Raw genomic sequence first — 13,067 nt, 5'->3', positions numbered from 1 at the left:
CTACTATATTTAACCTATTTTTCATACTTATGCATGCATAAGGCTCAAAATCATCTGTGCCGTCTCGATGAGTCCGGTTCCATTATCCATACTCCGTTTCTGGATATACCGGTGTGCTTCTTCTTCACTCATGTTATTCCGTACCATCAGAAGTTCTTTGGCATCCTGTAACATGCGTTTTTCCTCTTCGCTCCGTACCTTCGGTTCCATACGCCGTTTCTTACGCATTCTGGTAATAGTATAAGACATGGTCTCTACCGTCTGTATCAGTTCGTGCACCTTAAGCGGCATGGAAAGGCACATAATATCAGCAACTTCGTGCTCATTGCAGATATCCGGCGAAGCAACGAGAAGCATCTGAAATGTAGCAGGAATATATTCATGCAGTTCAGTATACATCATGTCCACAAATCTTGGACTGCAGACCAATATACCTCCATCTAACGAATTCGCATACTGCAATGCCTGAGCCCCTGTTGTGACTGCTGCATCTACATGAAATCCACTGCGCACAAGTATATTTTTTATACTTTTGGCGTTTTCTATCTTAGGGAATGCAACAATAACATTAATCAAGTTCTTATCTCCTGTAGCATTTTCTTACATCAACTAAATCTTATACAGATACTCATCAATCTCCCACTGTGTCACCTGGGCTCTGTAGTCCGCCCACTCAGCCTTCTTGGCTTCTGCATATTTCTCTGTAATATGTGGTCCTAAAATCCCTTTGATATAATCATCGTGTTCGAACTCTTCAATTGCTTCCATCAGATCTCCCGGAAGTGATTCGATACCCTTTTCCACTTTCCTGGAAAGTCTCATTTCAAATACATTTTCTCTTACCTCTTCCGGCGGCATAATCTTATTTTCAATTCCATCTAAGCCTGCTGCAAGGCATACTGCCAATGCCAGATATGGATTGGCTGCCGGATCCGGACATCTTAATTCCACCCTGGTTCCTGCTCCTCTGGATGCCGGAATACGAATCAGCGGACTGCGGTTCGTTGCAGACCATGCAATGTAAATCGGTGCTTCATAGCCCGGAACCAGTCTCTTATAAGAATTTATCAGTGGGTTGGTGATAGCGGACATACCTTTCATATGTTTCATTATTCCGCCAATGAAATAATATGCTTCTTTGCTCAAACCAAGTTCACCGGATGGGTCATCAAATATATTTTTTCCATTCCGGGAAAGTGACATATTAATATGCATGCCGGAACCGTTGATTCCATATTTTGGCTTTGGCATAAAGCTTGCAAATAAGCCATGACGCTTTGCAATGGTCTTAACTGCCAGTTTAAAAGTCATAATCTTATCGGCTGTTGCCAATGCTTCATCATAACGGAAATCAATTTCATGCTGTGCCGGTGCTACTTCATGATGGGATGCCTCGATTTCAAATCCCATATCCTCTAAGGTCAGCACCATATCACGTCTTGCATTTTCACCTAAGTCTACCGGTCCTAAGTCAAAGTATCCTGCTTTCTCATGGGAAATGGTTGTGGGCTGGCCATTGTCATCGGTATGGAATAAGAAAAATTCACACTCTGGTCCTACATCAAAGGTATAGCCCATCTTTGCTGCACGCGTAATCTCTTTCCGCAATACGTATCTTGGGTCTCCTTCGAAAGGTGTTCCGTCTGCACAATAAACATCACAGATAATTCTTGCAACTTTTCCCTGCTGTGGTCTCCATGGGAAAATAGTAAATGTGTCTAAATCCGGGTAGAGATACATATCGGACTCCTCAATCCGGACAAAGCCTTCTATGGATGAACCGTCAAACATACACTGATTATTCAGTGCCTTCTCTAACTGACTTCGTGTGATTGCCACATTTTTTAAGGTTCCAAACATATCCGTAAACTGAAGCCGGATAAATTCCACATCTTCTTCATCTGCCATACGGATAATATCCTGTTTTGTATACTTCATACTGCCGTTCTCCTTTTCCTTATACTTGATTTATATACTGCAGAACCTCTTTATATGCCATTCTGCCGCCAAACAGGTCTAATGCACTGCCTATCGTCACATTAAGCCTGCCTTTTCCATGTTCTTTTAACTGCTTTAAATCTTCAAAACTGCCGACTCCTCCGGCATATGTAATTGGGATTCTGCCCCAGTCTCCTAACATTTCTGCCAGTGGGACTTCAATGCCGGATGCTTTTCCCTCTACATCTACTGCATGTACTAAAAATTCATCCGCATATTCCTTTAATTTATCTAATAACTCCGGCGTGATTTTCTCTTCGGTAAATTTCTGCCAGCGGTCTGTCACTATATAGTAGTCGCCATCTTTTTTCCGGCAGCTCAAATCCAGAACCAGGTGCTCTTTTCCTACTGCTGCAAGAATTTTTTCCAGATTATTATAATTTACTTTTTCATCCTTAAATACATAGGATGTTACAATTACATGACTGGCTCCTGCCTCAATAAATTCTTTCGCATTCTCTGCATGAATGCCGCCGCCAACCTGCATACCGCCCGGATAGGTGTGAAGCGCAAGCAGTGCCTGACGTTTCGTTTCTTTATAATAAGAACTGTCTGCCGGATTCAGCAGAATGATATGTCCGCCACAAATCTTATCTTTTTTATAAAATTCTGCAAAATAAGCGGCATCCTGCTCCGCCACAAAATTCTCTTTTGCCTGATTTCCTTCATCTTTAAGGCTTCCGCCCACAATCTGCTTGACCTTGCCATTATGGATGTCTATGCACGGTCGAAATTCCATCCTTTTTCCCCCTCTGTTTGAAAAAAGGACAACGTTCACCCTTGGTTGACCCCGTTGTCCGTCTAAAAGAATAACATATTTTTATATAAAATGGAATAGTTGTTTTAACAATTGACAGTATATTATTTTTTTGCTAGAATTGAGAAATTAAAGGCTTTATTATATTACACACTTTTTAATAAGAAAGAGAGGAAACGAGAAAATGGGTAAAATTATCGGTGAAGGAATTACATTTGATGATGTTTTGCTGGTTCCTGCATATTCGGAAGTTACTCCTAATATGATTGATCTTACCACTTACCTGACTAAGAAAATCAAATTGAACATTCCAATGATGAGTGCTGGAATGGACACAGTAACTGAACATCGCATGGCAATCGCTATGGCAAGACAGGGTGGTATCGGAATCATCCACAAAAACATGTCTATCGAGGCTCAGGCGGAGGAAGTGGACAAGGTAAAACGTTCCGAAAATGGAGTTATCACAGACCCATTTTTCTTATCCCCAGATCATACATTAGCTGACGCAGAAGATTTAATGCACAACTTCCGCATTTCCGGAGTTCCTATTACAGAGAATGGAAAATTAGTCGGCATCATCACTAATCGTGATTTGAAATTCGAAACAGATTATACAAAGAAAATTAAAGAAAGCATGACGTCCGAAGGTCTTATTACTGCTCCGGAAGGAATCACATTAGATGAAGCGAAAAAAATTCTCGCTAAGGCAAGAAAAGAAAAGCTTCCAATTGTTGATAAAGATTTTCACTTAAAAGGTCTTATCACTATCAAAGATATTGAAAAACAGATTAAATATCCATTATCCGCAAAGGATGACCAGGGCAGACTGCTTTGTGGTGCTGCTGTTGGTATTACTGCTAACATGATGGACCGTATCGATGCACTGGTAAAATCCCATGTCGATGTAATCGTTGTAGATTCCGCACATGGACATTCCTTAAATATCTTAAATGCAGTTAAGAAAATCAAAGCTGCTTATCCTGACCTTCAGGTTATCGCTGGTAATGTAGCAACCGGCGAAGCAACCAAAGCCTTAATCGAAGCTGGTGCTGATGCTGTTAAAGTTGGTATCGGACCTGGTTCTATCTGTACTACCCGTGTGGTTGCAGGTATTGGTGTTCCACAGATTACCGCTGTCATGGATGCCTTTGCAGTTGCAAAAGAATATGGTATTCCAATCATTGCTGATGGTGGTATCAAGTACTCCGGAGACATGACCAAGGCTTTAGCTGCCGGTGGTAATGTATGTATGATGGGAAGTATGTTCGCAGGTTGTGACGAAGCTCCTGGAACCTTCGAATTATATCAGGGAAGAAAATACAAAGTTTACCGTGGTATGGGTTCTCTTGCAGCTATGGAAAACGGAAGCAAAGACCGTTACTTCCAGGAAGGTGCTAAGAAGCTTGTTCCGGAAGGTGTTGAAGGACGTGTGGCTTACAAGGGAAGTCTTGAAGATACCGTATTCCAGTTAATCGGTGGTATCCGTTCCGGTATGGGTTACTGCGGATGTCCTACTATTCCTGAATTACAGGAAAGAGGCCGTTTCGTTAAGATTACTGCTGCTTCCTTAAAAGAAAGTCATCCACATGACATCCACATTACAAAAGAAGCACCAAACTACAGTATTGATGACAAATAAATTTTTCACCAAGAGAATTTTATATGAGCCATCGTGGTACTCATATTATACAAAACAGGATTGAAAACTTTTCATTGAGTTTTCAATCCTGTTTTTGGCATTTAAAAATCTTTATTCAAAACTATCTTACTGTTTTTGCATTATTACCATTTCCATCGGTTCCGGTTGTCGCATCATCCACAGCATCTTTAATTCCGGTTCCGGCATCATCTACTGCATCATCTACACCATCTACAATATCTTCTGCGCCATCTACTACTCCATCTGTCACATCATTTACCACACCGTCGCCATTATCTCCATTGTTTGTGGTATTGTCACGATTATTCTTGTCATTTGTGTTATTCTTATTGTCTGTGTCATTCTTATTGGTAGTATTGTTACTTCCTGCTCCGTTTTCCGTGGTATTTTCTTCATTTCCATTCCTATTACCACAGGCTGCCATGCTGCCAAAGAGGCACACTACCATCATGGTCAACACCAGTTTTCTTAATTTCTTCATGTTCAATATCTCCTTTTTATTGATTTCAAGTTTATTGTTTCCAACCTATCCTTTTCTATGCATCTTCTGTGCGGATTTTCTACTTTCTCATCTTTGGTTCAAATATCAGGGATGCCAGATAGGCAAATACCAATGCAGCAGAGATTCCTACCGCCGTTGCCGTAAATCCACCCATGAAGATTCCGATAAATCCATTAGTATCAACTGCTTCCTTAATTCCCTTAAACAGCGTATTGCCAAAGCCTAACAATGGCACCGATGCTCCCGCTCCTGCAAATTCCACGAAAGGCGGATATACACCGATCGCTCCCAAAACAGCTCCGGAACATACCAATAGCACCATAATCCGTCCCGGCTGCATTTTCGTCTTTTCCATTAAAATCTGGCAGAGGGAACATATCAGGCCTCCTACCCAGAATGCATTCACATAATCCATGTGTTCTTTTCCTTTCTTCCATCATTCTTATCAAAACTATTATTACTTTTTATTATCTACCAGGCTTTTGTTACGGCACATACTCAAGCATTACTCCATGGGCAATTCCCGGTACATTTTTCCCTTCGTTATAACTTACTGTGGAAAGCAATGCTCCGGTTGGCACAAATAACACCTTTTTCCATTCCCCTGAAATAATCTTCGGAAGATAATAGGCAGATAAAACAGAAGCACTGCAGCCACAGCCACTTCCGCCAGCATCCGTATCCTGTTCTTTTGCATCAAAAATTTCGATTCCGCAATCTGAATGATTGTTCTCGATGTCATAGCCCTTTTTCTTTAGCAAATCAAATAGAATTTCCTGTCCGACAGTTCCTAAATCCCCTGTTATAATACGGTCATATTCTTCCGGCCTGCTTCCAAAATCCGTAAAATGTGCTGCTATGGTATCTGCTGCTGCCGGAGCCATCGCTGCTCCCATATTTAAGGAATCATGAATTCCATAGTCCACAATTTTTCCGGTGGTGATTCCACTGATTTTTACATGAGTCCGTTGGGTGGACAATACATAGGCACCACTTCCGGTAACCGTCCAGGTAGCCGACATGGGACGCTGATTCCCATATTCCAACGGAAATCGGAACTGTTTCTCCGCGCTGGCAAAATGACTGGATGTAATCGTCAGGACATTTTCTGCAAATCCTGCCGCCACGCACATTGCTCCAAGTGACATGGATTCCCCTGCCGTAGAGCAGGCTCCATACACACCAAACAGCGGAATTTCAAAGTCGAGAAGTCCAAAGGATGTTGCTATAGTCTGACCCAACAGGTCTCCTGCAAAAATATAACGGATTTCTTTCGGCACAAGCCCTGCTTTTCCCAATGCCAGGGTTGCTGCTTCCTTCTGCAAGGTACTTTCTGCTTCCTCCCATGACTCACATCCAAATTTGTCATCATTTCCAATCACATCAAAATACTCTCCCAGTGGTCCTTCTCCTTCTTTCTTTCCGACCACTGATGCCGAATTTAAAATAAAAGGAGTCTTCGCAAAGCGAAGACTCTGTTTTCCCTTTACCTCAGACATGTCATCACTCCTTTTTGTGATTAGCATGTCCAGGTTCTGGCATTTTATGTATTTTTCAGAAATTTTTCATGTTTCTTTTCTTTACTTCTATCTACGGTTATGCTGTAATAAATCCATGGCAGCAATTAATTTCAACATTTTTCAATATTTCCATTGAACTTTTTGAGAAAGGAGAAACTGACATCTATAATAAACTATTATCTCATTATAAGAATCTTCTCCTTTTGGGCAAAATTCTCTTGTTTCACAATGATTTTGCCCAATCTGCCTCCGGGCACGGCTGGGGTCGCTGACACAACTTTGTTTCACTGCTGTATCTGATTTTCAACTGTGGCTCACACCCTTCCCATCTACCTCGCTATCAGCTGATATATCCAGTATATGACCCCAAGTAGCCAGCTTGTAAAGATTCCATAAAGGATTACCGGACCCGCAATGGTAAAAATTTTGCAGCCAATCCCAAAGACCTGACCTTCCTTTTTGAATTCGATGGCAGGAGCCGCCACTGAATTGGCAAATCCGGTGATTGGAACGAGGGCTCCTGCCCCGCCAAATTTTGCAATTGATGGATAAATATTAAGACCGGTAAGAATTACGCTCATGAGGACAAGAATCATACTGCACCAGCCGCCGGAAGTATCTTTATCCAGTCCTGCGTTCTGTGCAATATTTAAAATCACCTGGCCAATACAACAAATAATTCCGCCGGTCACAAATGCTTTTAACATTTTCAGGGCAAGATTATGCGTTGGTGTTACCTGCTTTACATATTCGTTATATGCCTGGTTTCTTTCCACAACATCCTGCTCCTGTACTGTTTTATTCAGATTTTCATTTTTTTGCCGCATATCTTTTTCTGATTCACTTTTTGCCATGCTAAAACCTTCCTAAATAATATAATATTTTTCTCTTAGTATGGCAAAAATTGTTTCTTTTATACATACACCGGCAGCTTCTTACGGATGCCCGGCAGTTCCTTATGAATGTCAGTCAACCAATATACGATTTAAGATTTCATCTTCTCTCACCAGACGCTTTGCTTCTTCCCGGTATTTTTCTTCGTGAAGGTAAGTGTGACGGAATGGCTTAATAGACGGTGCCAAATCAATTGCCGCAAGGAAATCGCTCTTTTTCATCTGAAGTGTTGCTGCAAAATCAAAAAATCCGGTCTCTTCCAATACGGTCTGTACCCGCACATATCTGTGATTGTGCACCTTGCTCATGATATAGGTTGCAATACCGACCTGAATACCGTGTAACTGTGGCACTTCCAATAATTTGTCCAGTGCATGCGAAATCAGGTGCTCGCTTCCACTGGTCGGTGCGCTGCTTCCGGCAATTTCATTGGCAATTCCGCTCATGGCTAGAGAATCCACCAGTTCTTTTAAAAACAATTCATCCTTTATGCTCTGATATGGAGTCCGGACAAAACTGTTCACCGCTTTCTTCGCTATCATAACTGCAAAATCATTTACCGTGGAGTAACCACATTTTTCCTCATAAATCCAGTCATATAATGCTGTGATTTTTGAAATCATATCTCCGATACCGGAATAAATAAATTTCTCTGGTGCCGTGCGGATAATCTGCGTATCCACCACAATGCCATAAGCCAGTTTTGCCGGAACCGAAGTTCTCTTACCGTGCACCAAAAGGGATGCACTGGCACTGGAAAATCCATCACTGGAACTGGAGGTCGGAACGCTGATAAACGGAATGTTTCTTAAAAATGCGGCATATTTTCCAGCATCGATTACTTTTCCGCCACCAATTGAAATAACTGCCTGCGTTTTATTCGGCATGGAAAATGCAAGCGTTATAATATCATCGATATCAACGGTATCCAGTTCGCTATACTCCAACACTGTAATTTCTTCTTTTTTCAGTGATTCCATTACAGTCTCACCAAACATATCAATCAAACCATTTCCAAGAAAAATGACTACCTGCTTTAAGCCTTCTCCCTTTAAATAACTTCCCAGTTGATTTAACGTGCCATTTCCGACTTTCAGAATTGCCGGAACTGAAATTGCTTTTCCTGTCTGCATATTTATTTCTCCTCTTTTCTATCTCAACTTCTTAGATTTCTCAAACTTTTGAAATACTCTGACTCTTATTATATGTATTCTATGCCATAATATCAAGCTCGCCCTGCAGAACCTGTCACTGGCAGCTTCTTACGGATTCTTTGCGAAAAAAACGGCAGCCAGAAACCTGACTGCCGAATTATATTCCTTACTGTACCTTGAAGATACTTACTGATGTATCCAGATCCTCTGCATCCATCTGAAGCCGTTTTACCGCATCATTTAATACTTCTACTGCCTGTAACTGTTTCTCTGTACTACGGGCAAGTTCTTCAGATGCAGATTCTGTCTGGTTAGAGGTCGTTGAAATACTTTCGATGGCATTCATGGTATCTTCTTTTGCCTGTTCGATGCCACCCACACTCTGGGTAATCTTCTCAACATCCTCTGCCAGCTTGCTTACCTGCTGACTGATATTCTTAAATACATCAACGGTATTATTCAATGCTTCTGTCTGGAATGCAACGCTCTCGCCTGCAAGTCCAGCTGTCTCGATGGTAGCTGCCAGACGTTCCTGAATATGATTGATAATCTCACCAATCTGATTACCCGCATTTCCGGACTGTTCTGCCAGTTTACGGATTTCTTCAGAAACTACTGCAAATCCTCTTCCTGCTTCACCGGCTCTCGCCGCCTCAATTGATGCATTTAAGGACAAAAGATTAGTCTGTTCTGCAATCTCATTGATTGTTCCGATGATGCTGTTAATTGCAATAGATTCTTTGTTCAGTTCTCTGATTTCCCGGATGATGGTCTCTGTTACTTCCGTTGTACCCTGAACTTTTTCACCAAGGTTTGCTACGATAACCATACCATTTTCAATTGCTCCCTGGGCTTCCTGGGCAATTTCGCTGATTTCATCAGTATTCTCATGTACAACATTGATTCTTTCTGCCAGACCATTCATCTGCTCCAGGCAGCTTTCCGTATCCTGTGCCTGCTGGGAAATACCACTGTTGATATAATCCACTGCTTCCGTGATATCCTTTGTTACTTCCAATAAAACTTCGGAGTTGGTTCCTACCTGGACTGCCGAATCAGAAACATGACCACTGACATTGGTCATCTTGAGAATCAGATCCTTCATACTGCCAATCATATTGGTAATGCTGGATGACAACACATTAAACTCATCCTTACGCTTCATGCTAATCTGTCCGGTCAAATCTCCATCGGAGGTCTTCTTTAAGACACGGTTAACCTTACGGATTGCTTTGGAAATTCCGCTTGCAAGAACGGAACCTACCACGATTGCAATAACTGCACATATTGCTACGGCAATTAACGTATATCTGAGAATCGCCTGTGCACCTGCCATAATCTCTTTCTGCGGAACCATGGCACATACCAGCATATTCGTACCTTCAATCCTGCTGTATGTAAACAGATAATCTGCGCCCTCATAAGACACTTCTTTAGAACCCTGCAGATTTTCTCCTGTTAATGCTTCCTGATAAAAGTCCGTATCTGTAAATTTTATATCACTATCTCCACTTAACACCTGGCTTCCATCCTCTAATACAAAGCCCTTGATGCTGTTATCACTAATCTGTGCATTGTCTAATATATCCTGGATAAAGCTTGTCTTAACATCAATGATGATATATCCAACAGATTTATTGCTATTATTCTTAAGAACGGTAACAAGAGATAATGCATACTCATCACTGTCATATCCGGTGACTTCATCAATGGCTGGGTGGCTGCTGATCCACATACTTCCCATGCCAATCTCAGACTCTACATTCTTTCCTTCTTCCGACTCAACAAACGCATTATATACATCTCCACGGATTGCACCCTTTTCACTGCATGCTGTTCCACTCTTCGCACAAACTATAATGTGATCGATGAATTTGTCTGCAGTAGATTCATTGCTCAATGCAACTTTTGCATCCATCAGCATAGACTCTGACTTTACCTCTGAACCTGTATAATAACTTGTAATTGTAGAATTAATAGAAAGACGTGTTGCCATCAGTTCAATATTCTCAAAACCAAGTCCGAGATACTCTTCCAATGTACCAACACTGGTATTTGCAGAAGCCTCGTATGTACTATTCAAGGTAGTACTGCACTTTGAATAAATCATAAAACCAATGATAACAAACAGGATAACCGGAATCATAAATGCCCCGATTAATTTTACCTGAATGCCACGAAGCCCCATTCCCTTATCCTTCGCAGCCTTTCTACTGTTGCCTGTTTTCTTCGGCTGTGGCTTTCTTTCCGTCTGTTTTGCCGGTCTTTCCTTCTTAATCCGTTCTTTCTTCGGTTTTCTTACCTTTTCTTTCTTTAACTTTTCCTTTTTGGGCTTTACTTTCTTAAGCTTCTCTTTCTTTACTTCCAACTGCTTTCTTTCTTCCCTTTTTTCTACTTTAAGCTGCCGAGTTTCCTGCATTTCTTCTGGCTTTTCCTGACGAATTTTCTGCTTTCTTGTCTTCATCCGTATTACCCCGTTTTTCCAATTGTAAGCATATCTTTCTCCCCGCTGTTTCTGTCCGCTCTTTACGTCTTCATTTGCATGGAAACGTTACCATATGATTTGCTTTATTCTAGCATATTTTCGTTTGTTTTTCAACACCGGCTTATTACGAATTCTCGAAATTTACATTACGGCAGACTGTCTTGCGCCGTTTCCTTTTTTCCTCATACAGATATTCATCAGCATGCTTAAACATCTCAATAAAATCAATCTTCTTTTCACAGACAAATTCTACTACTCCAACTGAAATTCCAACATAATACGGTTTCATGGAATGTTCATTGTACTGTTCACATTTCTGGTGAATATTGTAAATGAGCTGTTCCTTCTCTTCCATCTCGCTATATCTTACAATGCCTGCAAATTCGTCCCCTCCGAATCTTCCCACATCTCCATACTGTCCAAAGACTTCTTTTACAATTCCTGCTGCTGTCCGAATTGCGCAGTCTCCTTCTGCATGGCCAAAATTATCATTGATTTCCTTTAAATGGTCAAGGTCAGCTATCATAAGACAGGCTTTTTTCCCTAAATTGTCCTGATTAAACCGGACCAGACTCTCCATCAGTCCCCTGCGGTTATAGATTCCTGTCAGTTCATCATAAATTGCAATAAAATTTAATACTTCATTCTTTTCCCGCAGCCGGTCACGATATTTTTTCTGTTTAATATTTGCTTCCAGAAAACGGAGAGATGTTCCAAGCTGCAATGCCAGTATATAATAAAAAGAAATCTCTTCCGGTTCAATCTCAAGCATCAATAGTCCGTACTGCCGCTTTCCATCAATTAATAGAAAGCTGATATAAGAAAAATGATCTTCACCGGAGCTGCAACAATCCGGTACACCAAAGCTTCCATCTATATATGGACGTTCCTTTTTCTCAAATACCTGAATATTTTCCCTGTATTGGTGCATAGTTAAATACATCCTTTGGGGCATCTTCCATTTCTGTCCCTTTTCGTAGGTAACCGGCTGCTCCAACAGATAAAGCAGGGAACTGCGTATACCCAGATGATAAAATACTTCTCCACTTTTCCGGTAGAAAGATTTCTCATTCTCTGCTTCCTGCATCAGGTCCCGGATCAGAAATGGGCCAAGCCACGATTTATGCTGAAAAAGCCTTAATTCATCAATAATATGAAGCAGCTCTGTTTTCTCATCTGCCTTTTCTTTCGCTCTTCGTGTTACTTTGCAGCCACAGGATTCCCGGATTATAAGTTCTGCATCCAACCGGACAGATTCCACCGGTCTGCCTGCACAGATATCTACTGCCTTTTCTACCGCTATCTGCCCCATTTTATAAGCATCCTGGGAGACAGTCGTCAATGGTGGATTACTATAACGCGCCCTCTCCACATCATCAAAACCGGTAATCAAAATGTCTTTTCCTATCCGGAGTCCATGGGCTTTGCATACACGATAACACGCCACTGTCATTTCATCATTAGCTGATATAATTGCTTCGGCATCCGGATTGTCCCTTAGCAGCTGTTCTACAAGATTATCCACGAATTCCGAATAATCTCCCACCGCCATCATTTCCGGTGTCACGGGCAGATGATGTTCTGCCATAACATTTAAAAATGCTGTTTTCCGCTCTATGGCATCCTGATTGTCTTCCGGTCCCCCAAGATAAACCAGATGCTTTAAATGATGTTCTATAATAAGATGCTCCACACATTTTTGCATACCACCATAGTTATCCACCATGACATAGATACCCCGTGGATCATCCGTCGCATCTTCTAACAGTACATATGGTATTCCCGCAAATTTATCCAAAAATGCCTGTTTATCTTCATTTTCCTGAAAAATGCAAAGAGAGCCATATGCAATAATCAATACATCTACTTTCGCTAATTTTGCATAATCGTAGACTGTATTGTACTGATAGTCAAAATCCTCCAGTGCAAATTTCTGGTTGAAACGCACACTCTGCGTTCCCAGAAAATAAATCACATTAACATCCATCCCGCTTGCTGCTGCCCGAATCCCCCTCATCAGGTCCTTCGGATGTGCTGTATGCACATTTCCAATCAATACCCCAATTGTAAATTTCTTCCCCATAACATCGCTTC

General features: G+C 41.4%; 11 protein-coding genes. 1 reads left to right on the top strand and 10 read right to left on the bottom strand.

Going from position 1 to position 13,067, the window contains the following annotated elements; genetic code table 11:
- Positions 1 to 27 precede the first annotated feature (27 nt).
- Genes DWX96_RS07505 through hisA form a run of 3 tightly spaced genes read right to left on the bottom strand, consistent with a single transcriptional unit; the run spans position 28 to position 2,737 of the window.
- Positions 28 to 576: an ANTAR domain-containing response regulator gene (locus DWX96_RS07505; RefSeq protein ID WP_117698948.1), complete on the bottom strand. Its 549-nt coding sequence runs from the start codon at positions 574 to 576 to the stop codon at positions 28 to 30.
- Positions 577 to 609: 33 nt separating this feature from the next.
- Entirely contained in the window at positions 610 to 1,938 is a 1,329-nt protein-coding gene (gene glnA, locus DWX96_RS07500; protein ID WP_118057145.1) for a type I glutamate--ammonia ligase, read from the bottom strand.
- Positions 1,939 to 1,957: 19 nt separating this feature from the next.
- The gene (hisA, locus tag DWX96_RS07495) at positions 1,958 to 2,737 is read right to left on the bottom strand and encodes a phosphoribosylformimino-5-aminoimidazole carboxamide ribotide isomerase (protein WP_118057144.1); all 780 of its coding nucleotides are present in this window, start codon (positions 2,735 to 2,737) and stop codon (positions 1,958 to 1,960) included.
- 202 nt (positions 2,738 to 2,939) lie between these two features.
- On the opposite strand from hisA, the gene guaB reads away from it, so the two are divergent.
- Positions 2,940 to 4,397 carry an IMP dehydrogenase gene (guaB, locus tag DWX96_RS07490; RefSeq protein WP_117947682.1) on the top strand — a complete coding sequence of 486 codons (1,458 nt, stop codon included), beginning with the start codon at positions 2,940 to 2,942 and terminating at the stop codon, positions 4,395 to 4,397.
- A gap of 121 nt (positions 4,398 to 4,518) precedes the next feature.
- On the opposite strand, the gene DWX96_RS07485 is transcribed toward guaB, so the two are convergent.
- From DWX96_RS07485 to DWX96_RS07455, 7 genes are all read right to left on the bottom strand, one after another.
- A complete protein-coding gene (locus DWX96_RS07485) occupies positions 4,519 to 4,899 on the bottom strand; it encodes a hypothetical protein (protein WP_199534351.1) in 381 nt (126 codons plus the stop codon).
- Positions 4,900 to 4,978: 79 nt separating this feature from the next.
- Positions 4,979 to 5,335 (bottom strand): stage V sporulation protein AE, encoded by a 357-nt coding sequence (gene spoVAE / locus DWX96_RS07480; protein WP_118057143.1) that lies wholly within the window; start codon positions 5,333 to 5,335, stop codon positions 4,979 to 4,981.
- Positions 5,336 to 5,405: 70 nt separating this feature from the next.
- Positions 5,406 to 6,419, bottom strand: coding sequence for a stage V sporulation protein AD (gene spoVAD, locus DWX96_RS07475; RefSeq protein ID WP_118057142.1), 1,014 nt, complete (start codon positions 6,417 to 6,419; stop codon positions 5,406 to 5,408).
- A 350-nt stretch (positions 6,420 to 6,769) separates the two neighbouring features.
- Complete coding sequence (locus tag DWX96_RS07470; protein WP_118057141.1) at positions 6,770 to 7,294, bottom strand: SpoVA/SpoVAEb family sporulation membrane protein; 525 nt, start codon at positions 7,292 to 7,294, stop codon at positions 6,770 to 6,772.
- A gap of 111 nt (positions 7,295 to 7,405) precedes the next feature.
- Entirely contained in the window at positions 7,406 to 8,467 is a 1,062-nt protein-coding gene (locus DWX96_RS07465) for an iron-containing alcohol dehydrogenase family protein (protein ID WP_117841808.1), read from the bottom strand.
- 187 nt (positions 8,468 to 8,654) lie between these two features.
- Positions 8,655 to 10,952: a methyl-accepting chemotaxis protein gene (locus tag DWX96_RS07460; protein WP_118057140.1), complete on the bottom strand. Its 2,298-nt coding sequence runs from the start codon at positions 10,950 to 10,952 to the stop codon at positions 8,655 to 8,657.
- Between the two features lie 145 nt (positions 10,953 to 11,097).
- Positions 11,098 to 13,056 (bottom strand): GGDEF domain-containing protein, encoded by a 1,959-nt coding sequence (locus DWX96_RS07455; RefSeq protein WP_118057139.1) that lies wholly within the window; start codon positions 13,054 to 13,056, stop codon positions 11,098 to 11,100.
- Between the last annotated feature and the right edge of the window lie 11 nt (positions 13,057 to 13,067).

It is taken from the genome of Roseburia sp. AF22-2LB, assembly GCF_003461125.1.
Lineage (GTDB): Bacteria > Bacillota > Clostridia > Lachnospirales > Lachnospiraceae > Roseburia_C > Roseburia_C amylophila.
This window is presented reverse-complemented; position numbering and strand designations above follow the sequence as displayed.